The 26,717-nt window shown below is 69.1% G+C and carries 24 protein-coding genes; 3 read left to right on the forward strand and 21 right to left on the reverse strand.

Annotated elements, in window-relative coordinates:
* Nucleotides 1-60: 60 nt before the first annotated feature.
* From WC971_08340 to mscL, 20 genes are all read right to left on the reverse strand, one after another.
* Nucleotides 61-465, reverse strand: coding sequence for a hypothetical protein (locus WC971_08340; GenBank protein ID MFA5844818.1), 405 nt, complete (start codon nucleotides 463-465; stop codon nucleotides 61-63).
* Nucleotides 462-1,898: an amidophosphoribosyltransferase gene (gene purF / locus WC971_08345; protein ID MFA5844819.1), complete on the reverse strand. Its 1,437-nt coding sequence runs from the start codon at nucleotides 1,896-1,898 to the stop codon at nucleotides 462-464. The genes WC971_08340 and purF overlap by 4 nt, the downstream gene beginning before the upstream one ends.
* Entirely contained in the window at nucleotides 1,895-4,510 is a 2,616-nt protein-coding gene (locus tag WC971_08350) for a hypothetical protein (GenBank protein MFA5844820.1), read from the reverse strand. The genes purF and WC971_08350 overlap by 4 nt, the downstream gene beginning before the upstream one ends.
* A gap of 41 nt (nucleotides 4,511-4,551) precedes the next feature.
* Nucleotides 4,552-6,807, reverse strand: a complete 2,256-nt coding sequence (gene purL, locus WC971_08355) for a phosphoribosylformylglycinamidine synthase subunit PurL (GenBank protein MFA5844821.1) — start codon at nucleotides 6,805-6,807, stop codon at nucleotides 4,552-4,554.
* Between the two features lie 90 nt (nucleotides 6,808-6,897).
* Nucleotides 6,898-8,019: a universal stress protein gene (locus WC971_08360; GenBank protein MFA5844822.1), complete on the reverse strand. Its 1,122-nt coding sequence runs from the start codon at nucleotides 8,017-8,019 to the stop codon at nucleotides 6,898-6,900.
* Nucleotides 8,020-8,048: 29 nt separating this feature from the next.
* A complete protein-coding gene (kdpC, locus tag WC971_08365) occupies nucleotides 8,049-8,597 on the reverse strand; it encodes a potassium-transporting ATPase subunit KdpC (GenBank protein MFA5844823.1) in 549 nt (182 codons plus the stop codon).
* A 38-nt stretch (nucleotides 8,598-8,635) separates the two neighbouring features.
* Nucleotides 8,636-10,711 (reverse strand): potassium-transporting ATPase subunit KdpB, encoded by a 2,076-nt coding sequence (gene kdpB, locus WC971_08370; GenBank protein MFA5844824.1) that lies wholly within the window; start codon nucleotides 10,709-10,711, stop codon nucleotides 8,636-8,638.
* Nucleotides 10,712-10,720: 9 nt separating this feature from the next.
* Entirely contained in the window at nucleotides 10,721-12,448 is a 1,728-nt protein-coding gene (gene kdpA, locus WC971_08375; protein ID MFA5844825.1) for a potassium-transporting ATPase subunit KdpA, read from the reverse strand.
* An 8-nt stretch (nucleotides 12,449-12,456) separates the two neighbouring features.
* Nucleotides 12,457-12,546, reverse strand: coding sequence for a potassium-transporting ATPase subunit F (locus WC971_08380; protein MFA5844826.1), 90 nt, complete (start codon nucleotides 12,544-12,546; stop codon nucleotides 12,457-12,459).
* Between the two features lie 226 nt (nucleotides 12,547-12,772).
* Nucleotides 12,773-13,474, reverse strand: a complete 702-nt coding sequence (locus WC971_08385) for a response regulator transcription factor (protein ID MFA5844827.1) — start codon at nucleotides 13,472-13,474, stop codon at nucleotides 12,773-12,775.
* The gene (locus WC971_08390; protein MFA5844828.1) at nucleotides 13,474-15,045 is read right to left on the reverse strand and encodes an ATP-binding protein; all 1,572 of its coding nucleotides are present in this window, start codon (nucleotides 15,043-15,045) and stop codon (nucleotides 13,474-13,476) included. The genes WC971_08385 and WC971_08390 overlap by 1 nt, the downstream gene beginning before the upstream one ends.
* A 48-nt stretch (nucleotides 15,046-15,093) precedes the next feature.
* The gene (gene purQ, locus WC971_08395; protein ID MFA5844829.1) at nucleotides 15,094-15,789 is read right to left on the reverse strand and encodes a phosphoribosylformylglycinamidine synthase subunit PurQ; all 696 of its coding nucleotides are present in this window, start codon (nucleotides 15,787-15,789) and stop codon (nucleotides 15,094-15,096) included.
* Between the two features lie 3 nt (nucleotides 15,790-15,792).
* A complete protein-coding gene (gene purS, locus WC971_08400; GenBank protein MFA5844830.1) occupies nucleotides 15,793-16,035 on the reverse strand; it encodes a phosphoribosylformylglycinamidine synthase subunit PurS in 243 nt (80 codons plus the stop codon).
* Nucleotides 16,036-16,038: 3 nt separating this feature from the next.
* On the reverse strand, nucleotides 16,039-16,470 hold the full coding sequence (locus tag WC971_08405; protein MFA5844831.1) for a hypothetical protein: 432 nt from the start codon (nucleotides 16,468-16,470) through the stop codon (nucleotides 16,039-16,041).
* A gap of 4 nt (nucleotides 16,471-16,474) precedes the next feature.
* On the reverse strand, nucleotides 16,475-17,347 hold the full coding sequence (locus WC971_08410; GenBank protein ID MFA5844832.1) for a phosphoribosylaminoimidazolesuccinocarboxamide synthase: 873 nt from the start codon (nucleotides 17,345-17,347) through the stop codon (nucleotides 16,475-16,477).
* A gap of 96 nt (nucleotides 17,348-17,443) precedes the next feature.
* A complete protein-coding gene (locus WC971_08415) occupies nucleotides 17,444-17,650 on the reverse strand; it encodes a hypothetical protein (protein MFA5844833.1) in 207 nt (68 codons plus the stop codon).
* A 19-nt stretch (nucleotides 17,651-17,669) separates the two neighbouring features.
* The gene (locus WC971_08420; GenBank protein ID MFA5844834.1) at nucleotides 17,670-17,987 is read right to left on the reverse strand and encodes a hypothetical protein; all 318 of its coding nucleotides are present in this window, start codon (nucleotides 17,985-17,987) and stop codon (nucleotides 17,670-17,672) included.
* Between the two features lie 50 nt (nucleotides 17,988-18,037).
* The gene (locus tag WC971_08425; protein MFA5844835.1) at nucleotides 18,038-18,736 is read right to left on the reverse strand and encodes an aminotransferase class IV; all 699 of its coding nucleotides are present in this window, start codon (nucleotides 18,734-18,736) and stop codon (nucleotides 18,038-18,040) included.
* A complete protein-coding gene (locus WC971_08430; GenBank protein MFA5844836.1) occupies nucleotides 18,733-19,443 on the reverse strand; it encodes a hypothetical protein in 711 nt (236 codons plus the stop codon). Before WC971_08430 ends, WC971_08425 begins: the two co-directional genes overlap by 4 nt.
* Before the next feature lie 13 nt (nucleotides 19,444-19,456).
* A complete protein-coding gene (mscL, locus tag WC971_08435) occupies nucleotides 19,457-19,909 on the reverse strand; it encodes a large-conductance mechanosensitive channel protein MscL (protein ID MFA5844837.1) in 453 nt (150 codons plus the stop codon).
* 60 nt (nucleotides 19,910-19,969) lie between these two features.
* On the opposite strand from mscL, the gene WC971_08440 reads away from it, so the two are divergent.
* On the forward strand, nucleotides 19,970-21,124 hold the full coding sequence (locus WC971_08440; protein ID MFA5844838.1) for a glycosyltransferase family 2 protein: 1,155 nt from the start codon (nucleotides 19,970-19,972) through the stop codon (nucleotides 21,122-21,124).
* Between the two features lie 8 nt (nucleotides 21,125-21,132).
* Here WC971_08440 and WC971_08445 read toward each other — a convergent pair whose 3' ends face one another.
* Nucleotides 21,133-23,190 (reverse strand): cytochrome c3 family protein, encoded by a 2,058-nt coding sequence (locus WC971_08445; GenBank protein ID MFA5844839.1) that lies wholly within the window; start codon nucleotides 23,188-23,190, stop codon nucleotides 21,133-21,135.
* Between the two features lie 152 nt (nucleotides 23,191-23,342).
* Between WC971_08445 and WC971_08450 the strand changes: the two genes are divergently transcribed.
* Both WC971_08450 and WC971_08455 read left to right on the forward strand, forming a co-directional pair.
* Entirely contained in the window at nucleotides 23,343-24,257 is a 915-nt protein-coding gene (locus tag WC971_08450; protein ID MFA5844840.1) for a hypothetical protein, read from the forward strand.
* A 25-nt stretch (nucleotides 24,258-24,282) separates the two neighbouring features.
* A complete protein-coding gene (locus tag WC971_08455; protein MFA5844841.1) occupies nucleotides 24,283-26,712 on the forward strand; it encodes a hypothetical protein in 2,430 nt (809 codons plus the stop codon).
* Nucleotides 26,713-26,717 lie beyond the last annotated feature (5 nt).

Here is a 26,717-nt window from a genome sequence, read left to right on the forward strand (position 1 = left end):
ACCTTCCTCGTGCCGACTTCGCGGACAGCATATCAGAGACGGCCCGGCTCCCTCGCCGCCTCAGCCGAGCCCGGCGACGCGCCGCAGACCCGACACCAGGGGGTCGGCCACCGTGGAGAGCGCGACGGAGAGCGTTCCCGCCACGACGACCGCGGAGAGCCAGCCCGTGCCGTGGGTGACGCGGTGTCCGACGAGCACGCCCGCGCCCGCGGGCAGCGCGTATCCGAGCGCGAAGCCGGCCGCTCCCCAGAGCGCGACGAACGCCCACCCGGCCCGGGCGAAAGCGAGCGCGCGGACCCCGTCGCCCGCGAGCCACGCGAGGACGAGCACCGCCCACCCCCACGCGACGCGCGTGCGACCGGCGCGCGGGTGACCGGCGAGCGCGGCGCACGCGATGGACCCGGCGGCGGAGGCGAGAGGGTTGAACGCGGCGCCGAGCGCGAGCGCCGCGACACCGTCCTTCACGCCTTGCGCTCCAGCGCCATCTTCCCGCGACGGACGGCCTCGGGGATCTCGATGGGGTAGTCGCCGGTGAAGCAGGCGAGGCAGTAGTCCTCGGCGTCGCGGCCGGTCGCCTCGACCATGTCGTCGACGCCCAGGTACGCGAGCGAGTCGGCGCCGATGAACTCGCGCACCGCCTCGATCGTCTGTGTCGAAGCGATGAGCTGCTCCTGCGTGTCGGTGTCGATGCCGTAGAAGCACGGCCAGCGCACGGGGGGCGAGGTGATGCGCATGTGCACCTCGGACGCGCCGGCGTCGCGAAGCAGCGCGACGAGCTTGCGGGTCGTGTTGCCGCGCACGATCGAGTCGTCGACGACGACGAGGCGCTTGCCCGCGATGGCGTGCCGCAGAGGGTTGAGCTTCAGGCGGATGCCCTGCTGGCGCAGCGACTGCGAGGGCGAGATGAAGGTCCGCCCCACGTAGCGGTTCTTGATGAGCCCCTCGCCGAACGGGATGCCGCTCTCGATGGCGAACCCGACCGCCGCCGGTGTCCCCGTGTCAGGGACGCCCATCACGAGGTCGGCCTCGACGGGCGAGGAACGCGCCATCGCCGCGCCCATGCGCTGTCGCGCCTCGTAGAGCGTACAGTCGTAGAGGACCGAGTCCGGCCTCGCGAAGTAGACGAACTCGAAGACGCACAGCGAGGGCTTCTCGGACGGCACGCCCTCCTCGGAGATGAGCCCCTCCTCCCCGATCTTCACGATCTCGCCGGCGGCGACGTCGCGCACGAATTGGGCGCCGACGATGTCGAGGCCGCAGGTCTCGGAGCTCACGACCCATCCGTCACCGAGACGACCGATCACGAGCGGCCGCACTCCGTGGGGGTCGCGGAACGCGTAGAGAGCGTGCTCGGAGAGGACGACGACCGAGTACGCTCCCCGCACGAGCCGCATCGTCTCGCGGATCCCGGCCCTGATCGAGCCGTGCTCCTGCGTGAAGTGGTCGATCAGGCCGGCGATGACCTCGGAGTCGGTCGTCGAGCGGAAGCGGATGCCCCGCTCGCGGAGGTTGTCGCGCAGCTCGACGGTGTTCACGAGGTTGCCGTTGTGCGCGATGGCGACGGTCTCGTCTCCGACCGCGGAGAGCATAGGCTGCGCGTTCTCCCAGGCGCTCGAAGAGCCTGTCGTCGAGTAGCGCGTATGGCCTATCGCCACGTAGCCGTCGAGGGAGTCGAGGTCGGACTGCTTGAACGCCTGCGGCACGAGGCCGAGGTCCTTGACGACCGTCAGCGTCGTCCCGTCGGCGACGGCGATGCCGGCCGACTCCTGTCCGCGGTGCTGGAGAGCGTGGAGCCCGAAGTACGTGAGCCGGCCGACGTCCTCGCCCGGCGCGAACACTCCGAAGACGCCACACGCCTCCTCGGGGTGATCGGGCCTCTCCTCGTCTTCCATCGTCATCGTACGGTCACATACCGGTAGGCGGTGTACGTCGCCGCGTTCGTGGATGTGCCGCCGACGTAGGCGCGCAGGGCCCAACGCCCTGTATACGGAAGGCGCGCGAGCACGGAGTAGCGCGTGTAGCTCGAGTAGTTCGCGTTGCGCGCGAAGAAGGTGCGTCTCAGGCGCCAGACGCGACCTTCCAGCCGGTAGCACTGGATGCGGACGGTGTACGCGCCCGCCGTGTAGCGCGGCTTGAGGTAGCCGGCGCTCGTGAACGAGTACCTGGTGCGCGGGTACGTCGGAACGGTCGGGACGGTCAGGTAGGCGCGGGGCAGTATCCTCACCCGGCCGCTGACACTCGCGTCGGAGAACAGGTCTCCCGCGAAACGCAGGCGGTAGTAGACGCCGCGGATCGGGCGGACGGCGAAGCGGTAGACGCCGGGGGCGGTCGCGACGGCGGAAGCCGTGCCCGCGCGCGTGAACGTCGTGCCGTTCGAGGACGACTCGACGATCACGGTCTTGTCCGGCAGCGGAGTCCCCGTCGCGTCGAGCAGCGTACCGACGAGGGTGACGGGAGCCCAGTAGGTGGTGATGAGGGCCGTCGCGGTGGTGCTCGACAGCGCCAGCGTCAGGGTCGAGGTACGCATGCCGCCGCTCGGGTCGATGCGCACGAGCACGGTGCGCGTCGGCTCGACGTTGCCGACGGCGTCCACCGACCAGTACGACACGGTCGTCGTCCCGCCCGCGGAGATCGCGATCGGCGCGGTGTATGTCGCCGTCGCCGCAGCACCGATGCGGTAGTACGTCGCGTGCACGCCGGACTCAGCATCCGTCGCGGTCAGGCTCACCGTCACAGTGGCGACATGCCAAGCGCCGTCGCCGTCGTCGACCGTCACCGGAGCCGTGCGGTCGATGCGCGGCGAGACCGAGTGTGTCGCCTCGACGTTGCCCGCGATGTCGACCGACCAGTAGGACACGGTCATCGTGTCGTTCACGGCCACGGGGAAGGATGCGGTGTAGGTGGTCACCGTCCCGGTGGCGACGCGATAGTAGGTGTTCCGCACGCCGGACAGCGCATCCGTCGCGCTCACGGAGAACACCGTGGACGTCGTGGTCGAGGGGAACCAGGAAGCGAACGAGGTGGTGGTGGCCGAGGGCGCGGTCCTATCGATGCGCACCACGGACGTCGTCGGCACCCCGGCGAGCCCGGAGGCGTCGATCGACCAGCAGCCGACCGGCGTCGTGCCTTCCGTCGAGACGACGAAGGGCGCGGTGTAGGTGGTGTTCGAGCCGGTGCCGACCCGGTAGAGGATCGTCGGCGCCGGCAGTCCGGGCTGCGTCGCCGCCATCGAGACGGTGACGTTGCCGCTGTGCCACGCCGTGTCGATCGTGCAGGTCGTGACTGGATCGGGCCTGCGGATGGTGAGCGTCGCGGACTTGGTCGTCTCGATGTTGCCGGCGAGGTCCATCGACCAGAACGTCACGTTCGTCGGCCCGAGCGTGCTCACCGAGAACGGCGTCGTGTAACTCATCGTCGCCGCCGTGCCGAGGCGATAGTACATGCGCACGACACCGGAGTTGGCGTCGGTGGCCGAGAGGACGACAGAGTAGGAGGCGACCTGCGTGGGAGTGACGATGTTGGAGCTCGTGTTCGGCGCGACGCGGTCGATCTGAACGTAGGCGGTGCGCGTCGTCTCCACGAACGGGGCGCCGGAGACGCCCGCGGGCTCGTTGCGCGCGCTGAAGTAGAACGCGTTCGTCCCCTCCGTCGATACGGTGAACGGAGAGGCGTACAGCGTCGCGACGGCGCTCATGCTCCCCGCCCGATACCAGACGCCCAGCACGCTGCTGTTGTTGCTAGGGAACAGCGGGTCGGTCGGCGTCATCGAGATGATCACCGGAGCCGAGGTCCAGCTCGACGAGAAGGTATGCGTGGTGCGGACGTTGTCCACCTGCACGATACCCGTGCCCGCGGTGGAGGTGTTGCCCGCCGAGTCGACCGCCTCGTATCCGACCGTCGTGGTGCCTTCGGCCGTGATCGAGAACGTCGCGGCGGCGCTGTACATTCCGGCCCCGAAGGAGACGGTGGTGGTCGTCACCGTCGCGGCGCCGCTAGTCCAATACCTGATAGATGCGATGCCGGACGTGGCGTCCGTCGCGCTCACCGAGACGGCGTACGAACCGTAGCGCCACACCCCGTCGAGGTTCGCGGAGACCGTCGGACTGGTCACGTCGATGCGCACCGTCCCCACGACGTGAGTCGCCTCGACGTTGCCCGACTCGTCGATCGAGCCCGCGTAGACGGTCGTCGTGCCCTCGTTCGCGACCGTGAACGTCGTGGACGTCGCCGCGACCGCGGGGCTGACCAGCACCGTCTGCGTCGTGATGGTGGTGGCGCCGCTCGCCGCGTACGTCACGGCCGCGACCCCGGAGGAGGCGTCGGTCGCGGTGAGCGTCACGGTCACCGAGCCCCTGTGCCACGCGCTGTCGGCGGTCGAGGTCGTCACCGGCGCGACACTATCGACCGCCATAGCGGAGATACGCCCCGAAGCGAGCGCGGCGGCGGTCCCCGCGAGGACGACGGCGAGCAAGGTGAGAAGGACTACTATCTTGCGGCTGGTGACGAGCATGACGTTCCCTTCCTTTGCCGGTAGGTTCTTCACGAGCGGCGCTACTGGGACGCCTCGCCGCGGACCAGACGTTCGAGCGTAGGCTCCCATGCCGCGCGCGCATCGGCGAGCGACACGTCGACCTTCTCGCAGACCTTCAGACGATCTCCGCCGACGGTCCCGAGGACACCGTACGGCACCCCGTGCGCGAGCGCGATGTCCTCGAGCCGCTCGACATCCGCCTCGGCGACGGAGACGACGATGCGGCTCTGCGTCTCCGAGAATAGCGAGACGGCGGACTGAAGCCCGTCCTCGAGGTGGACGTCGGCGCCGATGCCGCCGATCAGACAGCTCTCAGCAAGCGCCACGCCGATGCCGCCTTCGGAGCAGTCGTGGGCGCTCTTGACGATGCCCGCGCCGATCGCCTCACGCACGGCCGCCTGCACGTCCCGCTCGAGCTCGAGGTCGAGCGCGGGCGGGCGTCCAGCCACCTTGCCGAAGACGATCGAGAGGTACTCCGAGCCGCCGAGTTCGGCCTCGGTCTCGCCGAGGAGCACGATCACGTCTCCGGCGTCCTTGAAGCCCGAGGTCGCGCGGAGCTCGACGTCGTCGAGCAGGCCGACGAGACCGACGGTGGGCGTCGGGTATATGGCCTGGCCGAAGGACTCGTTGTAGAAGCTCACGTTGCCCGAGATGACCGGCACCCCGAAGAAGCGGCACGCGTCGGCGAGCCCGCGGACGGACTCGCGGAACGTCCAGAAGACCTCGGGCTTCTCGGGATTGCCGAAGTTGAGGCAGTCGGTGATCGCCACCGGCTCGCCTCCCGTGCACGAGACGTTGCGCGCGGCCTCGGCGAACGCGATCTGCGCGCCGACGTACGGGTCGAGATAGCAGTAGCGGCCGTTGCAGTCGGTCGAGACGGCGATCGCGCGGTCGGTGACCTCGCCGCGACCCGGCGCGCCGATGCGCAGCACCGCCGCGTCGGAGCCGGGAAGGACGACCGTCGAGAGCATCACCTGGTGGTCGTACTGCTCCCAGATCCACCGGCGGCTGCAGATGTTCGGACTGGCGAGCACGCGCAAAAGCGCGCGAGAGAGCTCGCCGGGATCGGTCGGGTGATCGAGCGCGAGCGGGTCGAACGCCTGCACCTCGTCGAGGTAGGCGGGACGGCGCGCCTCGGGATCGTACTCGGGTGCGTCGTGCGCGAGCGTGCGGGCCGGCATGTCCGCGACGATCTCGCCTTCATCGCGCACGATGAAGCGCCCGGTGTCGGTGACCGTCCCGATCACCGTCGAGCGCAGGCCCCACTTCTCGCAGACCGCCTGCGCCGCCGCGAGGTCGGCGGCGGTCACGACGCCGAGCATGCGCTCCTGGCTCTCGGAGACCATGAACTCCCACGGCGTCATGGCGTCCTCGCGCGCGGGGATCTTGCGCACCTCGATGTCGAGGCCGACCCCGCCGCGCGACGCCATCTCCGAGGCGCTCGACGTGAGCCCGGCCGCGCCGAGGTCGCCGAGGCCGACGAGCAGTCCGCCTTCGAGCAGCTCGAGGCACGCCTCGATGAGCAGCTTCTCCTCGAACGGGTCGCCGACCTGCACCGCCGGACGCTTGTCCTCGGCGCGCTCGTCGAACTCCTGGCTCGCCAGAACCGACGCGCCGCCGATGCCGTCGCGGCCGGTCGTCGAGCCGATGAGCAGCAGGAGGTTGCCGGGGCCCGCCGCGACCGCCAGGGTGAGGCGCTCCTCGCGCATCAGCCCGATCGACATCGCGTTGATGAGACAGTTGCCCTCGTAAGCAGGGTCGAAGTAGACCTCGCCGCCGACGGTGGGCACTCCCAGGCAGTTGCCGTAGCCGCCGATGCCGGCGACCGAGCCTTCGAAGAGGTAGCGCTGGCGCGGCTTGTCGAGCGTGCCGAAACGCAGCGAGTCGAGCGAGGCGATGGGCCGCGCGCCCATCGTGAAGATGTCGCGGATGATGCCGCCGACGCCCGTCGCCGCGCCCTGGTACGGCTCGATCGCGGACGGGTGATTGTGGCTCTCCATCTTGAAGGCGACCGCCCAGCCGTCGCCTACCGAGATGACGCCGGCGTTCTCCCCCGGCCCCTGCAGCACGTGCGCGCCCTCGGTCGGGAAGAGGCGCAGCGTCGACTTGCTGTGCTTGTACGAGCAGTGCTCGCTCCACATGAGCGAGTACATGTGCAGCTCGGTCGCGGAAGGTATCCGCCCTAGGATCTCGACGACCTTCTCGTACTCATCGAGCTTGAGACCGAGCGCTTCGGCGAGGTCCGGGGCGACGTCCGGGGCGAGCGACTGAGGCATGCGAGCGACTCCTCGGCGGATCGATGGCGGGGCTGCGCCCATTGTACGCAAACGGCTCCCGCGCGTGTGGGCGGAAACACCGCCGTCACGTCACCCCACGGCCCGTGGGTCGTCGCCACCCGAGACGATGACGACGTCGATGTTGCGCGTCTCGCGCATGATGCGCGTGACGATCGAGCCATGCAGTATCTCTTCCCTGCGGCTGCGCACGGACTGGCCCATGACGATGAACGTGATCTGGTGCGCCCGGGCGAAGTCGATGAGCTCGCCGGCGACGTTCTCTCCCGCGAGGCTGACGAAAGCTCCCCCGAGCTGCTCCGTCAGAGCGCGCAGCTCCTCGAGGGCCCGCTCCTCAGCGGCCGACAGGAGGACGGCGGGCGGGCGGACGCTGACCACCGTCAGCTCGCCGCTGAGACGGTGGACGAGCTGGTAGCCTCTTCGCACGAGCTTGGCGCCGGCGGGACGCGGCGTCACGGCGACGAGCACGCGGTCGACGGCGCCCCAGGTCTTGTCCACGTCGTGCGTGGCGATGAACTCGTCAAGGTCGTCGTCGACCTCGTCGGCGGTCTTGCGCAGCGCGAGCTCCCGCAACGCGACGAGGTTCCCCCGCCGGAAGAAGTTCGCGAGCGCCTGCTCGACCTTCCCCGCCTCGTAGATGACGCCGCGCTTGAGCCGGTTGATGAGCGCCTCAGGCGTGATGTCGACGAGGACTACCTCGTCGGCGGCGTCGAGGATGCGGTCGGGCACGGTCTCCCGAACGCAGACGCCGGTGATCTGCGCGACCACGTCGTTGAGGCTCTCGAAGTGCTGGACGTTCACGGTGGAGATCACGTTGATGCCGGCGTCGAGGATCTCCTCGACCGACTGCCACCGCTTCTCGTGACGCGTCCCGGGGGCGTTGGTGTGCGCGAGCTCGTCGACGAGCACCCAACCGGGATGTCTCGCCAGGACGGCGTCGGTGTCGAGCTCCTCGAGCACCGCCCCGCGGTAGTCGATACGCTTCGTCGGCACCAGCTCGAGACCCTCGGCAAGTGCTATCGTCTCCGGGCGCCGATGCGGCTCGACGAAGCCGATGACGACGTCCTCCCCGCGCGAGTGGCGGCGCTGCGCCTCGGCGAGCATCGTGTACGTCTTCCCGACGCCCGCGGCGTAGCCGAGGAAGATCTTGTGGCAGCCACGCTGACGGGGATATGGCACCGCGGGACCGTCCACCGGACCGCCTTCTCTCGTGTCGGACACCGCTACTGTGAGGATAGCGCGTCGAGGGCGAGGTTGAGCTCGAGGACGTTCACCCGCGGTTCTCCGATGAAGCCGAGCTGCCTGCCGGCGACGTGACGCGCCACGAGCCGGCGCACGCTCTCGGCCGCCAGCCCGCGCGCCGCCGCCACCCGCGGAACCTGCAGGTACGCGGAGTCGGGCGAGATGTCCGGATCCAGACCGCTGGCGGACGCCGTCACGAGGTCCACCGGCACCCTGCCCGCCTTCGAGCCCGGCTCGTCGCGTCGGACCTCGCGCACGCGCGACGCGACGGCCGAGACGAGCGCCTCGCTCGTCGGCCCGAGGTTCGACGCGCCCGACGCGCCCGCGTCGTAGCCCGCGCCAGCCGACGACGGCCGCGGATGGAAATACCTGTCCGACACGAACGGCTGGCCGATGAGCTTCGAGCCGACCACCCTGCCGTGGATGACGATCAAGCTCCCGGCGGCCTGACGCGGAAAGGCGAACGAGACGACGCCGGATACCGCGAGCGGATAGACCACGCCGGTGATGAGCAGCGTGATGAAGGCCATGCGTATCGCGACCCAGGATGTCCGTTTCACGTCGCCTCCTAACCCGTGAACCTGAGAGCCACGAGGACCATGTCGATTAGCTTGATGCCGACGAAAGGCAAGACGATGCCGCCGGCGCCGTAGACGAGCAGGTTGCGCCTCAGCAGCGCCGCCGCCCCGACGGGCCGGTACTCGACACCGCGCAGCGCGAGCGGGATGAGTGCGACGATGATCAGCGCGTTGAAGACGACCGCCGAGAGTATCGCGCTCTCCGGCGAATGAAGCCCCATGACGTTGAGCGGCCGCAGCGCCGGTTGGCCGACCATGAACATCGCGGGGATGATCGCGAAGTACTTGGCGACGTCGTTGGCGATGGAGAACGTGGTGAGCGAGCCGCGGGTCATCAGGAGCTGCTTGCCGATGGCTACGATCTCGATGAGCTTCGTCGGGTCGGAATCCAGGTCGACCATGTTGCCGGCTTCCTTCGCAGCGCTCGTCCCGCTGTTCATCGCGACGCCGACGTCCGCCTGCGCCAGCGCCGGAGCGTCGTTCGTGCCGTCGCCGGTCATCGCGACGAGCTTCCCGCTGGCCTGCTCCTTCCGGATGAGCTCCATCTTCGTCTCGGGCGTGGCCTGGGCGAGGAAGTCGTCCACCCCCGCCTCTTTGGCGATGACCGCGGCGGTGATCGGGTTGTCGCCGGTGATCATGACGGTGCGGATGCCCATCGCCCGCAACTGCTCGAAGCGCTCCCGGATCCCACCCTTCACGATGTCCTTGAGATGCACCACGCCCAGGGCCCGATCGTCGGTCGCCACCACGAGAGGCGTCCCGCCCCGCTCCGAGACGGAGCGGACAAGGTCCTCGAGATCCGCGGGGGGCGTGCCTCCGACGGATTCGACCCACGCTTCGACGGCATCGGCGGCGCCCTTGCGGATGCACCGGCCATCGACGTCCACGCCGCTCATGCGTGTCGAGGCGCTGAATGGGACGAAAGACGTGGTCTCGGGATTGAGATGCCGCTCCCGGATGCCGAACCGCTTGGCGAGCACCACGATGGAGCGGCCCTCCGGCGTCTCGTCGGACAGCGACGCGAGTTGCGCCGCGTCGGCGAGATCCTGTTCGGCGACCCCCTCGACGGGCAGGAACTCGGCGGCCTGCCGGTTCCCGAACGTGATCGTGCCGGTCTTGTCGAGCAGCAGCGTGTCGACGTCGCCCGCCGCCTCGACCGCGCGGCCGGACACCGCGAGCACGTTGCGCTGGACGAGTCGGTCCATGCCGGCGATCCCGATGGCGGAGAGCAGGCCGCCGATGGTGGTCGGGATGAGACACACGAGCAGCGCGATCAGTACGCTCACGGGAACCGCGACGCCCGAGTAGACGGCGAACGATTCGAGCGTCATCACCACGAGCAAGAAGATGATCGTGAGCACGATGAGCAGGATGTCCAGCGCGATCTCGTTCGGCGTCTTCTGACGGCTCGCTCCCTCGACCAGCGCGATCATGCGGTCGAGGAAAGTCTTGCCCGGGTCCGAGGTGATGCGCACGACGATGCGGTCCGAGAGCACCTTCGTGCCCCCGGTGACCGCCGAACGATCGCCGCCGCTCTCGCGGATGACCGGGGCCGACTCGCCGGTGATCGCCGATTCGTCCACCGACGCGATGCCCTCGATGACGTCGCCGTCGCCGGGGACGATCCCGCCCGCCACGATCACGACCACGTCGTCCCGGCGCAGCTGCGAAGCGGGTACGCTCTCGATACTCCCGTCGACGAGCAGGTCCGCCATCGTGTCGGTCTTCATCGCGCGCAGCGCGTCCGCCTGGGCCTTGCCGCGTCCTTCCGCCATCGCCTCGGCGAGGTTCGCGAAGAACGCAGTGAACCACAGCCACGCGGCTATCGCGACGAACAGCCTCGCCTCGTCCGAGCGCGCCAGGGACGCCTTCACCGCGTAGTACGTGGTGATGACGCTCCCGATCTCGACGACGAACATGACGGGGTTGCGGTACATCTTCCGGGGGTCGAGCTTGACGAACGCATCGAGGGCCGCCCGCATGACGAGTCGCGGGTCTGCCGCGGCGACTCGGCGCGAACCCTTGTCGCGCCTCTCGTGCGCATCCGTGAGTCTCGTGTCCGTCATCCCGCCACCTCAGAACGTCCCGCCGGCGAGCATGAGCGCGTGCTCGAGGACCGGACCGAGCGCGAAGACCGGGAAGAACGTGAGCGCCCCGACGATCACGATCACGCCGACGAGCAACCCGACGAACAGCGCGCCGTTCGTCGGGAACGTGCCCGACGTCGGCGGCGTGGTCTTCTTCGAAGCCATCGAGCCGGCGATGGCGAGCACCGGGATGATGAAGAGGAAGCGGCCCACGAGCATGCCGATCCCGAGCCCGATGTCCCAGAACGGGGTGTCCGCGGCGAGCCCGGCGAACGCGGACCCGTTGTTGCCCACCGCCGAGGAAGCCGCGTACAGGATCTCGGACAGACCGTGCGGGCCGGCGTTGGCGACCGATGCGAGCGCAGGGCCGTAGACGGCGCCGATGCCCGCGATGACGAGGACTCCCGCTTCGAGCGCGAGCAGGGCGAACATCGCGAGCTTCATCTCGACGGGCCCGATCTTCTTGCCGAGATACTCCGGCGTCCTGCCCACCATGAGACCGGCGATGAAGACCGCGATGATCGCGAAGACGAGCATCCCGTAGAGCCCCGAGCCCACACCCCCGAACACGATCTCGCCGAGGACGATGTTGAGCATCGCCATGCCCCCCGCGAGCGGCGTGAGGCTGTCGTGAGCCGCGTCGACCGCGCCGCACGAGGCGGCGGTCGTCGAGTTGACGAAGATGGCGCTCCCGGCGATCCCGAAGCGGACCTCCTTGCCCTCCATGTTCCCGCCCGGTCTTCCGATCGAGGCCGTCAGGTCGGCTCCGGCACGCGTCAGGTTCGGGTTCCCGGCGCGCTCGCTGCCGTAGACCACGCCGAGTCCGATGACGAACAGGACGAGCATCGCCGCCAGGAGCACCCGGCCCTGACGCACGTCTCCGGCCATCTTCCCGAAGAGGTGCGTCAGACCCGCGGGTAGGAGCAGGATCGCGAAAGCCTCGAGGAAATTCGTCAGCGGCGTGGGGTTCTCGAACGGGTGCGCCGAGTTCGCGTTGAAGAAGCCCCCGCCGTTCGTGCCGAGTTCCTTGATCGCCTCCTGGGATGCGACCGGACCCTGGGCGATCGTCTGCCGCGCGCCCTCCAGCGTCGTGACGTGCGTCCAGGGGCCGAGGTTCTGGACGACCCCCTGCGACGCGAGCACGACCGCGAGGACGAATGCGAACGGAAGGAGCACATAGAGGCACGACCGCGTGAGGTCGACCCAGAAGTTGCCGATGCCCTTGCGGCCCTTGCGGGTGAGCCCGCGAGCGAACGCGACGGCGACCGAGAGGCCGACACCCGCCGAGACGAAATTCTGCCACGTCAGCCCGAGCATCTGCGTCAGGTAGCTGGCGCCCGACTCGCCGGCATATGCCTGCCAGTCGGTGTTCGTGACGAAGGCGATCGCAGTGTTGAAGGCGAGCACGCTCGACATCCCCGAGACGTGCGCCGGGTTCAAAGGAAGCATCCCCTGGATCCTCAGGAGCACGAAGAGGCCGACGAAGCATGCGAACGAGAAGATCAGGACCGAGCCCGCATATGCGACCCAGGTCATCTCCCCGCTGCTGTCGACGCCCGCGAACCGGTACACGGCTCTCTCAAGCCACCCGAGGGCCGGATGCAGGAACGTCCTCTCTGCGCCGTAGACGCGATGGAGATACGAGCCTACCGGCACCGCCGCCGCGGCGACGAGCCCGACGAACAGGAGGAGTTGCACGAGATCGGCGGCGGGCATCGCGCCGATCACAGACGCTCGGGATTGACGAGGGCCCAGAGCAGGTACGCGAGCACGCCGAGAGCCACGACGCCGACGACGACGTCCTCGACGTTCACCGGTCCGAGACCATCCGCTCGGCGAGGTGCACGTAAGCGGCGCACAGACACAGGAACGCTCCCGCGCCCGCTACCGCGACGATGTCCGCGAACATCCACATGGCGTTTCTCCGTCTCCCGCCCCGAGACACAGCACGCGGACAAGTATCTCGCCTCGGGTGTGCTGTTCGCGTGAAGGAGAAGGCTCACAGCGTGAAGAATGCGTGAAATATCCGGCTGAGTGGCCTTACTCGCGATCGGCGAAGCGGAACCCGACGCCGGGCTCGGTGACTATCAAGCGCGGCACGTCGCCCGGGACCTCGATCTTGCGACGCAGGTGAGAGATGTGGACGCGCAACGCCTGCGTGTCGCCGACGTACTCCGGCCCCCAGACGTGATCCTGGAGCATGTTCGCCGTGACCACCCTTCCCGCGTTGCGGGCGAGCATCTCGAGGATGTCGAACTCGATACGCGTGAGGTGCACCTGCCCGCCACGGACGGTCACCGTCCGCTTCGCGAAGTCGATCGCGATGTCGTCCGAGCGGAACTCCTTCGCGGAGGCGTCCGCACCGCCGGCACGCCGCAGCAGCGCACGCAGCCGGGCGAGGAGCTCGCCCGTGGAGAACGGCTTCGTGAGGTAATCGTCGGCGCCGAGGTCGAGCGCAGCGATCTTGTCGTCGTCCGCGTTGCGGACGGATAGGACGAGGATGGGACCCGTGTACCACTCACGCAGTCGCCGGCATGCCTCGAAGCCGCTCATGCCCGGAAGGGTGAGATCGAGGATCACGATGTCCGGGGTGCGCTCGGCGGTCAGCGCGAGCGCCGCTTCGGCCGTCTCGGCGAGATCGACCTCGTAATCGCGGGCCTGGAGTATCGAACGGAGTGCGCGGCGGATCTGTTCCTCGTCGTCGACGACGAGCACGCGGATCGGCCGCTCCGGTGCACCCATCAGGAACCTCCACTCGAGACGGGATGGGTGAAGGGGAGCGACACGACGAAGCGAGCGCCCGTCGGCTCGGCGTCCTCGACCCACACGCGTCCGCCATGGCTGCGGACTATCTCGCGCGCTATCGCCAGGCCCAGACCCGTGCCGGCCGGCGCGGCCGCGGCGGCTTCACCGCGGTAGAACTTCTCGAAGACCCTCGACTTCTCGGCGTCACTCACACCCGGGCCGTCATCCTGGATCCACATGCGTATCTCGTCACCGACCACTCGCGAGCCGACCGTGACCGGCTCCGTCGCCGGTGAGTACGCGAGAGCGTTCTCCACGAGATTGTGCATCGTTCGCGCTATCTGCGCGAAATCGACGTGGATCGCCGGAAGATCGGGAGCGAGCTCGAAGCGGAGACGCGACCGCTGGCCGGCAGGGATACGGGACAGGACCGTGCCCAGCACGTCGCTCACCTCGTGGTCCTCGAACTGGGGGCGCCACGACTCGGACTCGAGCCGGGAGAGGTCGAGCAGGTCGCCGATCGACGCGTTCAGCCGCTCGAGGTCGTCGGCGACGGCGACGAGCTCGTCCCGCACGCGCTCGGCCGAGCAGTCCGCGCCCTCGTCGACGAGCCCGGTGACCCGGGCGGTCGCCGCGGCCAGGGGCGTCTTGAGCTCGTGCGACACAGAGGACACGAGGGTGGATCGAAGCCTGTCCGCCTCGCGCAGGGCCGATGCGTGCGCGGCCTCCTCCTCGAGACGTCTACGAGACAGCGACGCGGCCGCGAGGTTGGCTATCGCGACGAGAAGGTCCGGCTCGTGCGCCGCCTGATCGAGCGGCCCCGGGAGCTTCCGGGCGTACAGGACGCCCTCGATGCTCTCGGCCGTCTGCAGCGGCACGTAGACGCCGTCGGCCACGAGGTCGGGCACCGCCTCGTCGACAGGAACGGACGCGGGAGGCCGCTCGGCAGAGAGTCCGCCGACCGGCACGAGCCCTATCGCCTTGTTCGTCCGCATCACCCAGTCGACGAACGACGTCTCGTCGCCCGAGCCGGCGGAACGCCCCGCTTCCGCAAGGAGCGTGGGACCGCCCCCATCGCCGACGTAGAGCGCGGCGCGTTCGGCCCCGAGCACACCGGTCACCTGGCTCACGATGAACTCTCCCGTCGAGCGCGCCGACTTCTCGGAGGCGATGCGGAAGGTGAGACCGTTGAGCAGCTCGAGTTCCGCCTGACGGCGGACGGCGGCCTGCTCGCGCTCCCTCAGCCGCGCCGTCTGCTGCCCCGACACGAGTGCGACGATGAGGAAGACCACGAGCGCGAGCCACTCCGGCAGCGAGGCGACAGTCAGCCGGTGGTAGGGCGGGACGAAGAGGAAGTCGAGCAGGAGGAAGGCGATGATCGCAGCCGTCGCGGAGGCCCGGACACCGGACAGGCTCCCGACGGTGACGATGACGGGGACGCACAGCAGCATGAACGTCGTCGGAGCCAAGAGGGACCTGAACGGCACGAGCGCGGCGACCGACACCAGGACGGCGGCGATCGCGAAGGGGTAACCCTGCCCCGCGGTGAAGACGCGCTTCCACTCCATGGCCGAACAGTAGCACCACGCCGCTTCGGCCGCAGGGATGCGGACGGGCTACCCCGCCACCTGTGCGAGGCGCTTCGCGATGCTGGTGAAGAAGGGGCGCCCGTCGGTGCCGTTCGCGAGCGGGTCGCACGCGCGCTCGGGGTGCGGCATCAGCCCGAAGACGTTCCCGCGCTCGTTGCAGATCCCCGCGATCGAGTCGAGCGCGCCGTTGGGCGCCGACTCCGGCGACACGCTGCCGTCGTCCTCGCAGTAGCGGAGCACGACCTGCCCGTTCGCCTCGAGTCGCGCCAGCGTCTGCTCGTCGCAGATGAAGTTGCCTTCGTTGTGGTTGATCGGGATGGTTAGCAGCGTTCCCGGCTCGAGGTCGAGCCACTCGCACGCGCTGCGCTCGACGCGCAGGCGCACCGGGCGGCAGAGGAACTTCAGGCCGACGTTTCGCAGGAGCGCCCCAGGCAGCAGGTGCGCCTCGGCGAGTATCTGGAAACCGTTGCAGATGCCGAGCACCGGGCCTCCGCGCTCGGCGAACCGCACGACCTCCCCCATGATCGGCGAGAACCGCGCGACCGCCCCGCAGCGGATGTAGTCGCCGTACGAGAAGCCGCCGGGAAGGACGACCGCGTCGAACCCGGAGAGGTCCGTGTCGCCGTGCCACACGTACTCGGCTTCGAAGCCGAGCATGTGCGCGGCGTGCACGACGTCCTGCTCGCAGTTGGAACCCGGGAAGATCACGACGCCGAAGCGCATGCGCTAGACCTCCTCGGCGGTCTCGATGCGGAAATCCTCGATGACGGGGTTGGCCAGCAGCTTCTCGCACATCTCGCGCACCCGCGCCTCGGACGTGGCGTCGGCCACCTCGATGCGTATGTACTTGCCGATCCTCACCGAAGAGACCTCGGAGTAGCCCAGGTTCACGAGCGCGCGCTCCGCTGTGGCGCCGGGCGGATCGAAGATGCCGTGCTTGTACGTCACGAAGACCTCATACCTCGCCATCGCTCACGCGTCCTTTCCAGTGCCCGAAGCGCCGACCTTCTTGCCGCTCTTCGCGCCCGCGATCAGCTCCTTGCGCAGCTTCCGGACGATGGCGAAGTCGATGTAGAGCGCGGCGGCGAGCCCGCTCACCTCGATCGCGAGAGAGATGCGCTGCAGGTCGGTAGAGCCCTTCACCGGAGGTACGAGGATCGAAGCCGCCGAGAGGATGGCCACGCCCATGAACACCCACCATACGCGGCGCCACTTCTTGATCTCCGGGCTCGAAGGAAGCTGCCACGGCTTGCGCTTGACGGCCGGCTTCGCGGTCGCCGACTTCCGGCCCGCCACCTCGCCGGCGGCGCGCTTCGGCTTCATCGAGCTCGCGCTCTTCCTCGTCGAACCGCCCTTCTTGCCGGGCTCCGTGTAGCGCGCGTTGAACGGGCTGCGGCGAGCCACTCCCTCACGTCCCTTCCGGCACGAAGGTGCTGCCGGTGATCAGTTCGAAGGCCTGCACGTACTTCTCGCTCGTGCGCGCGATCACGTCGGCTGGAAGCGTCGGCGCTGGAGGCGTCTTGTCCCAACCGCTCGCCTCGAGCTGATCGCGCACGTACTGCTTGTCGAAGGAAGGCTGACCGTGACCGGGCTCGTAGGCGTCGGCCGGCCAGAAACGGGACGAATCGGGGGTGAGGACCTCGTCGACGAGGGTGAGCACGCCGTCGACGAGCCCGAACTCGAACTTCGTGTCGGCGATGACGATGCCCCTCTCCGCTGCGTGGTCGCGCGCGGCGCCGTAGACCGCCAGCGCCGTCGACCGTAGCGCCTCGGCGTGCCCGTCGCCGACGATGGCGGCCATCCGCTCGAAGGAGATGTTCTCGTCGTGCGTCCCGAGCTCGGCTTTGGTGGACGGCGTGAACATCGGCTCGGGCAGCCTGTCGGACTCGCGCAGGCCGGGGGGGAGTTCGACGCCGCACACCGTCCCGGCGCGACGGTACTCGGCCCAGCCGGAGCCCGCGAGATAGCCTCGCACGATGCACTCGACCGGGAAGACCGACGCCTTCCTCACGAGCATCGACCGGCCGCGCAGCTCGTCCGCGTGCGAGCGGAACGGCTCGGGGAAGTCGGCGACGTCGGCCGAGACCAGGTGGTTCGCCACGATGCCGGAGAGGAGATCGAGCCAGTACAGGGAGAGCCTGGTGAGGACCTCCCCCTTGTGCGGGATCGGGTCGGGGAGCACGACGTCGAAAGCGCTGAGCCGATCGGTCGCGACGATGAGGAGCTCGTCACCGAGGTCGTAGAGGTCGCGCACCTTGCCTTGCGCGTCCGGCCTCATCATCGCCTGCTCCACGCCGCAGCCGTCCTTTCGGGGCTTGTCGGGACGGCTCCCATTGTAGGGGAAGCGGGGCGTAGCGGTAAGGCGGTGGAAGGGCCTTCAGAGCCTGAAAGGCCAACCCAAGAAGACGCTCGTCGCCGCGAGGCCGTGCAGCGGCGCCGCTATCAGCAGCGCCCAGGCCACACCGCGATGCACCTTCATGTGCAGCGGACCCTTGAAGTGGATCACCCGCTTGCCGACGAGGAACTGAAAGAGCAGCACCAGGAAGAGGAAGAGTCCTCCCAGCGGGACGAGTCTCGGGTCCATCGTGGCTCCTTGCGTCGGTTCAGGCGCGCTCGTGGCGAAGGCGCCAGCGCTCGACCCACGAGCGGGAGCGATCGTTGCGCCACGCGAGCAGTGCCCGGCTGTCGAGCTCTTCGACGCCTTGCGCGTCGAGCTCGACGCAGTCGCGCGGCGTGCCGCGCATGATACCGCTGCGGAGACTCAAAGGACGCGCGTGCTCGGGCTGCACGAAGAGGCACCCGTGGTTCGAGTTGTAGACGAGCCGCCCGCCGCCGTGGACCGACTCGGGCGCGAGGTCGGCGAGGGTGACGAAGCTGCCGTTGTGGACGAACACTCGCTTGTACCAGGGCGTCTCGGGCATGGCGGGCTCCCTTCCGTCGCCACCCTATCGGCATCCCGGGTGTGAGGTCTTTAGCCCCAGACGGCACGCAACGCGCCGTCGAACGCGCGCAGCACCTCTCCGCCGCGTCCGCGGGCCGCGACGGCCCCGCCGAACGCGTTCGTGAAGAAGACCTCGCTCGCGGAGTCGAGTTCCTCCGCGCTCAACGGCCCGACCTCGACCTCGACACCGAGACCCGGGGCCTTCTCGAGAAGGAGGGCGCGGGCGACCCCGGCGACCGCGGGCGGCGACGGCGGCGTGCGTGCGACGCCGCCCAGGACCGCCCATACCGTCGCACTGCCGCCGTCGATGACCAGACCGTCGGGGCCGACGATCACCGCCTGGTGGCCGCCGGCCGCTCCCGCCGCCCGCTGCGCGGCGTCCCACGGCGCGCGGTCGGCGGGCTTCGCCGCGCCCGGCGGCAACTCCGCGGGAACGTCGACGCGCACGAGCACCGGCACGGGTCCGCCCGGCACGTCGAGCGAGGAGAGGCGGCGCGAGACCGCCGTCTCGATCGTCCCGTCGGCGCCGACCGTGACCGACAGGCGCATCCGGCTCGAGCCCTCCCCGCCGGCCCCGCCGGCCGCGGCGGCGACGGCCTCGTCCACGAGCGCGAGTGTCTCTTCAGCGCACCCGCCGGCCGCGAGCCTCGCCCGGTGCCACGGCCACAGGGGCACCGCCCCTGCGACGACACGGCAAGTCTCGCGCAGCGCGACCGGGACAGCGCTCACTTCGTCCCGGGACGCAGCACCGAGGCCAGCGTCTGGGCCTCGAGATCGGTGTAGCAGTGGACGGCGTAGACGACGTCGCGCTTCGTCGTCGGGTCCGGGGCGAGGAACGACACGCAGCGCCCCGCGGCGAGCCCGTCGATGGCCCGCGCCACCGGCCAGATGACGAGGCCTATCCCCTGACGGGACCATCCGGCGCCGACGCGGACGTCCTTCACGGAACTCGTCGGGAACGTGACTCGCGTCAACGTCCCCGGCTCGCTGCACGCCGCGATGCGGGGCATCTCCCAGAGCGACCCCGCCATCAGCGACGCGACGGCTATCTGCGCGACGCACAGAAGGACCGCGATCCCGGCCCAGCGCCACCTCCGGTACATCACCGCCGCCACGAGCGCGACTATGGCGAGCGCCCACATGACCATGAGCAGTCCGATGAAGAGGGTGTAGACGCCGGTCGAGACGCGCGATCCCGCGACCGAGACCTCGCCCTCGCGGACCGTGACGGTCACGTACTCTCCGAAGCGCGACGTCGTGCGGTAGTGATAGCCGGTGATCGAGCCCTCCGCGTCCGAGCCCGGTCGCACGCCGACGACGGACCCCGCGCTCTCCGGCGCCCCGCCGAGGACGACCCAGCGCGCGAACACGGCCGCGGCGACGATGAGGACCACTGCGATCGATGCGAGCACGATCCGTCTCGTACGCGGGGTCATGCGCGTCTCCTCCCTAGGATACCGATACCTCGGACGTGCAGGCCGGACAGCGCGTCGCCTCGAGCGGGACCTGCGTGAGGCAGAACGGGCACGGCTTGGTCGTCGGCTCCTCCGCCTCCCTCGTGCGCCGCAGCCTGTTGATCACCTTGACGACGAGGAAGATCGAGAAGGTGACGATGACGAAGGTCACGATGGTGCTGACGAACGCGCCGTAGTTGAGCGTGATCGCTCCGGCGTCCTTGGCCGCGGCGAGCGAGCCGTACGGACCCGGCGCCTTCGTCCCGTTCTGGAGCACGACGAAGAGGTTCGCGACGTCGACCTTGCCGAGCAAGAGACCGATCGGAGGCATGATCACGTCGTTGACCAGCGAGTTCACGATCGCGCCGAATGCCGCACCGATAACCACACCTATGGCGAGGTCAAGAGCATTGCCCTTGATCGCGAACTCCTTGAACTCCTTGAACATGACAGCCTCCCGCCTCGTGTGCACCAGTATAATCGAGTCACCGACGCAGAGAGGGGGACCGTGGCTATCTCGATCGCCGTCGCCGCGGGCTGCACGCTGTGGCTCGGCATGGGCGCCTTCGGTATCTCTCACCTGCTGCAGCTGCGCTCTCTCGCTCGTGCGGTCCCGGAAGAACCATCGCGCTGGCCACGTGTCTCGGTGATCGTCGCGGCCCGCGACGAGGCGACCGACTGCGAGGCGGCGCTCCGGTCGCGTCTGGCGGACGACTACCCCGACCTCGAGGTCGTCTTCGTCGACGACCGCTCCACCGACGGCACGGGCGAGATCGCCGCGCGCGTCGCGGCCGAGGATCCGCGGGTGCGTGTCGTGCGTGTCGAGACGCTGCCGGCGGGATGGCTCGGAAAGGTCAACGCCCTCGCGCATGGCGTCGCCGTGGCCGACGGCGAGTGGTTCCTGTTCTCCGACGCCGACGTCTACGTGGCCAGCGGCGGCCTCCGGCGCGCGATCGCGCACGCGGAGGCGGACGGTCTCGACATGCTCGCGCTGGTTCCCGAGTACGCGTCGAAGGACCTGCTGGTGAACGTGGTGTGGACTGTGTTCTTGCGTGTGATGATGCTCGTGCTCAGCCCGAGAGCGATCCGCGACCCGCGCAGGAAGACCTCGCTCGGCTCGGGCGCCTTCAACCTCGTGCGGCGCAGCGCGTTCGAGCGGACTCCCGGCTTCGAGTGGCTGCGCCTCGAGACCGCCGACGACATGGCCCTCGCGATGATGGTCAAGGGCGCGGGCGGACGACTCGAGACGATGGACGGGCGAGGCATCGCGCGGGTCGAGATCTACCGCAGCGCTGCGGAGTTCTTCCGGGGGATCGAGAAGAACGGCGGCACGACCGCCGCCCATCCATGGCGTTTCACCTTCGGCATGGCCGTCTTGCTCGCCGTGGAGTACTCGCCGTTCCTCGCGCTCGCGATCGGCCCGGCCTGGATGCGTGCGCTCGGCGCTGTCGCGCTCGTGGTCGCGACCGTGACCGACGTGCTCGCTCTGCGCATCAACACCGGCCGCATCGCGCCGGCGCTGATGTGGCCGCTCGGGACGCTGCTCTTCGTCGCCGGGACCCTTCGCGCCACCTGGCTTGTCCACAGGCGCGGCGGCGTTCTCTGGCGCGGGACGTTCTACCCGCTCGCCGAGATCCACTCGCAGCGACGCTTCCGGTTCTGAGTACCCGCCTAGTGCGCCGCGGTGGCGGCGAGAGCGTTCGGGTCGTCGTGTGCCGTGTCGGAGTACCCGGCGTGACAACCGCGCTGCGCGCTCGTCCCGCCGCAGCTGGTGAGCCACCGGCCGAAGATGTTCCCGGTGCGCGCGTGACACCCGGCCGTCATGCACCCCGTCTCCACGTGCACCCTGCTCAGGTCCGTCGTCGTGTGGCAGGTGCGACCGTCACCGCAGTACCCGGGCTGGGCGACGCCGCTCGGCGCGCGCTCGACGCCGACGTGCGCGGCGTCCCTTCCCCTGTGGTAGCCGGTCGAGCCGTGGCAGGCCGCGCACGCGGACCGGGAGTCGCGGGCGGTCCATCCGCTCCTCACGCGCGACGCGGTCGTGGAGCTGTGGCTGTGACAGCGCACGCAGAGCGTGCCGGAACCGCGGGCGATCCTCGAGTTCGCGCGGGCGTGCTCGAGACCGAGCACCATGCTGTGGCACGAGCCGCACGTCATGCCCAGTGTGGTGGCGGGGTCGACGTAGACCGCGTCCCGCTGCGCGTCTCCCGCGATGTGGGAGTCGTCGCGACCATCGAAACGTCCGAACCTACCGTCATGCACGGACGTCCGCGGGTCGTACTGCCTGCCGCGAGAGTGACAGGCGCGCCCAGAGCCGCAGGTCTTGTCCGACGGGTCGTAGGCTCGGTTGTCGCCCGCCCTGTGGCGGTCGTGGCAGCGCATGCAGTCACGGTGGAGGTACGATCCCGCGCCGACCCGCGAGAGATCCCCGGTCGGATGACAGCCCGCGCCCGTCGAGGCGCACCCCGTGCTGCGCGAGGCGTGGGAACCCATGGCGGCGTGCGCCGCGGAGAGACCCTTGCGGCCGTGGCAAGCCTCGCACGCGTCGCGCGTGTCGCGTGCCGACCAGTCGTTCGCGATCGCGGCCGCCGAGGCGGGGTTGTTGTGGCAGTTCCGGCAGTTGTCGCCTGGGACCTTCGAGCGCCTCGAAGTCCGCAGCGCGTGTTCGTCGGTGAGGCTCGTGCCGTTCGGAGACATCAGATGGCACGATCCGCACGAGATGCCCCGGAAGGTGTAGGACGCCGCGCGGCGCGACTTCGGCGCGTGCAGCGAGCGGTCCTTCTTGTGTGTATACGACGTGTTGAGGTAGCTGCGATGGCAAGGCGCGCCCACGGTCCCGCCGCAAGCGGTCACCGTCGGCTCCATCGCCTGCACCTTGAGGACGTGGCAGCCGGGCTCGCCCTTCTTCGCCGAACCCGAACACTTCGCGGGCTTGGCGGGATGAAGAGCGTGGACGTCGTTCGCGACATGGCAGCCGGACCCGGTACGTCCGCATCCGAGTTCTCCCGAGGCCACGACCGTTCCCGCCACCGATGCCGAGTGCATCGGCGACGAGGCACCCTCCCTGTGGCAGTCCTCGCAACGGCGCTTCTTCCAGTCGGAGAGCACCTGCGTCAGACCGAACGATCGCGTGTCGTTGTGGCACTCGCCACAACCGAGATCGCGCCCGTAGACGCTGCCGGCGACGGTCGGCACTCCCGAATGCGACGTCCTCAGGTCGCGGGAATGGCACTCGTCGCACGACGCCTTCGCGCTACCGCCCTTCACCGCGTGGACGGGCTGGGTCATGTCGGTCCCCATGGCGGTGTGCGTCGCCTCGCGATAGTGGCCCCGGGGGAACGGGTCGGATATGCGCACCCGGTCGACCGGCACCTTCTCCGAACCGTCATGGCACGCCGGGCACTCGTCCTCCTTCAGGTAGTGACACGGGATGCAGCCGACGCCCTGGTAGTCGTGGCAGGGCACGCATTTCGCATCCTTGTGGTACGCGTTGAAGTCGCGGTAGGACGTCTCGTCCCCGTGGCATCCCTTGCCGGAGTTGGTGCAGCCGCTCTCTCGGACGGGATCGTAGTCGCTCGCCTTGGTGAAGGAGTGGACCTTGCCCGTAGGAGGGTTCCAGACGGCGGAGAAGACGACCGCCGCGACGATGACGAAGACAAGCCCGGCTCGACGCAGCCTCGTGGCGCGCACTTCCTTCGCCAGACTCTCCGAACGGTTCGGTTCCCGCACCGGCGTACCCCCTCCGCGCGCGTGAGGCCGGACCTCACGCACTCTCCCAACAGAATGATATCCCGAAAGCATCATCTTGGGGGCATCACTCGGCCGTGACTGCTATACTCGCCTCGGGGTACGAGTCTCGCTCGATCGGACGGAGGGGACCGATGAAGAACGTATCGATCCGTACGCGGATCCTCGGTGGCATCGTGCTCGTCAACCTGCTCGGCGCGCTCGTGGTGATGGTCTACCTCCACCAGTCGTTCTCGGGCGGCCTCGACGTCGCGTCGAAGAAATCGATGAGCGTGTCCTTGAGCGTGTGGAACGACGTCACATCGCACACGGGCAAGCCTATCGACTTCGCGAGCCTGTACAAGGACGGCGGATCCTACCTCGAGCGCATGAAGCAGGTGACCGGCTCCGAATACGGCCTGCTCCTCGACAAGGCGGCGACCGACGCCCAGTCGTACGAGAAGCTCCGCTCGGCTGCGAACCTGCCCAACGACTGGGACGAGCGCGAGAACAGCGTCCTGTCCGCCGTGACCGATCGCGGCCTCGCCGACCGGATGACCATCGGCGTCGACTCGGGCTCCATACCCGAGATCGGGAAGATGATCGGCATCGAGAACGGCGCCTGCTCGAAGACGTGCCACGCCGGCGTCAAGGGCAAGGGCGACTTCTGGGGCGTCTCGTGGAGCGACGACTCGCGCAGCCGCGCGCATGCGGTCTTCCCGGTCGCGGACGCGGCGGGGAAGCCCCTCGGCCTCGTCTACTCGATCGAGGACATCTCGGCCCAGGCGGACGCCGACAAGGGATCACTCTATCGCACGTTCTTCATGATCATCACCACGCTCTTGATCGCCACGGCGGTCATCGGCTACATGCTCGACGCCCTCGTCTTCAAGCGTCTCAACCACATGATCATGAGCATGGAGGACCTCTCCATCCGCGTCGCGGGCGGTGACTTCGGCGCCCACTTCGAGACCGACGGCACCACCGACGAGATCGGAAGGTTCCAGCAGTTCTTCGCGAAGTTCCTGGACCTGATGTCGTCGACGCTCGACGCGCTGCTCAAGAAGTAGCACGCCCGGGACTCGGGGAGGGTTCATGACAAGGACCAAAGGGGTCGCGCTAGCCGTTGCGGCGGCGGCGCTCGTCCTGGCACTGCCCGCGCTGGCCGACGGCGTACCGGTGACCTACAACGCCTACGGCCGCGCATTCGTCGGGCGGGGCTGCTCCGACCAATCGGGCGGGACCGGCCTGGGCTGCCATTCGACGGGCCGCGACGGCGCGAGCATCGTCAACAGCGACACCCCGCACCACAAGATGGTGCAGGACGTCCGCGCGCATCCTTCGGCCCTCCTCCCCGCGGCGTCCGCATCGGGAATGTGGCCGACGCCGACGTTCGGGACGGGCCTGCGGGTCTTCCCCTCCAACATCGCCTACATCATCGGCGGCTCGAACCTCGGCAAGGAGTACGTGCTCATCCCGGGAAGCGCCATCACGGCGGGCTACGGACCCACGAGCGTGCCGTTCCCCTCTGGCGCGCCCGCCGACGACCTGCCCCTCCTCAACGGCTGCAACGGCGCGTACGAGAACGGCGCATGGACGTGGGCGGCCGAGGGTGTCGTCGGCGTCAGCGCGTATTTCCAGCGCTGCGGAGGCTGCCACAATCTCGGCGTCACAAGAGCGGCGAACGCCACGTACACGCTCGGCGACGGGGTGGCCACGATGGGCCGTTCGACGCCGACGACGGTCGCCGCGCTGAGCATCCTCTGCGAGGTCTGCCACGGCACGGGCCGCGAGGGCGGGCGCTGCGGCGTCGAGGTCGCCGCGTGGACGACGGCGGGCCCGCGGCCGATCCTCTCGTCTCGGGTCTGCGGCCAGTGTCACGTGACCGGCACGGCGCGCGAGACCAACTACGCCGGGAGCGGCAAGTTCTCGAACCCCAACGGCTACACCGTCGACCAGACGCTGACCGCCTACTTCGACGTCGCGAGCACGGTGCCGAGCGAGGGCGGCTTCGTCGCGGGGACCGGGAGCAGCGCCAGCAAGTTCTACCCGAATGGCGCCAACCAGACGATGCGCCACAGCTACTACAACGAGTGGCTGAAGACGGGGCACGCCAAGACACTCACGAGCCCGGGGAACAACGTGCTGAATGCCGCCCGGGGCCGCGTGAAGTGCCTGCGTTGCCACACCGGCGAGGGCTTCCTCGACTACATCGGCGCGAGCATCGTGCCCACACAGTTCGACGTGACGTTGACCACCTTGCCCGTCAGCGGGCGCTGGACGACCAACGCGATGTACGCACAGGAGTGCGTGATCTGTCATGTCTCCCACGACTCCAGGTCGGGACTCGGTAGAAGGACCAACCAGCGGACCGGTAGGCGCGTCTCCTGCGGGGACTGCCACAACTGGCAGTACGAGGTGCTCGAGACGACGATAACCTCCAACTACGACCTGCCGATCTCGAGCTACCGTTCGGGCAGCGTGCGCGTGAGCCACCCGAACCGCGAGATGCTCGCCGGCCGCGGCCTTCCCGAGGTCACGCTGGGCGAGGAGTTCATGCCCGGGGCCAGGTGCTCCGGATGCCACATGCCCGACACCGCCCGCAACGCGCAGCGCCCGAGCCACCGGTTCCTGCCGATGGAGCCGGGCGACGCCGAACGTTGGCAGGTGAAGGAAGAGGGCGACTCCTGCACGCCTTGCCATCCCAGCTTGAGTCGCGAGAGCCTGCAGGAGAGCATCGAGGAGTGGAAGGACACCTTCGCGGCCGGCGATCGGACCGCGTCCGCCGCCATCGACGCCGGGTACCTGCGTGGCTTCGCGACGTCGTCGGCGACGAACTGGATGCTCTACAAGAAGGCCTATCTCATCCGCTCGTATCTCCGCAACGACGGCAGCTCCGGCGTCCACAATCCACCGTACGCGGCGGCCGGGTGGGCGAAGGCCGCGTACATGGCGAAGGCCATCGGGGGTTCGGTCTCCATCGCGGACGCGGGCGGCGGCACCTACATCTGGGGGACCGTCTCGTTCGGCGACGGCACGGCCGTCCGCGAGCAGGTCGTATCCGTCGAGGCGAAGCCCTACGGCGCCACGGGCTGGGCCACTCTCTCGAGCACGAAGACCGACTCGGCGGGCCGCTATTCCGTGAACATCGCCCCGACCGTGAACACGCGCTACCGCGTCGTATGGCGCGTCACGTCGACGGAGCGGATCTCCAGCTCCGACCGTCTCGTCAGCGTCCGGGCCCGCACGAGCCTCGTCGCCACGCCCTTCATCGTCCCGTTCGGACGGGCGTTCACGCTCACCGGGAGAGTCACCCCCGCGCAGGCCGGCAGCGTGGTCATCCAGTACCGCCCCAGCACATCATCCGTGTGGCGCACGCTCACCCGGCGGACGCTCTCCGGGACGGGCACCTTCGCGTATCGCCTGACACGCGCCCGCGGCGCATGGTGGTTCCGCGCGACCTGGGCGGGCAACGCCCGGTATGCCGGTTCGACGTCCGCCCCCGTGATCGTCTTCGTCCACTGACCGGC

This window comes from Coriobacteriia bacterium (assembly GCA_041658765.1).
Taxonomy (GTDB): Bacteria; Actinomycetota; Coriobacteriia; order Anaerosomatales; family JBAZZO01; genus JBAZZO01.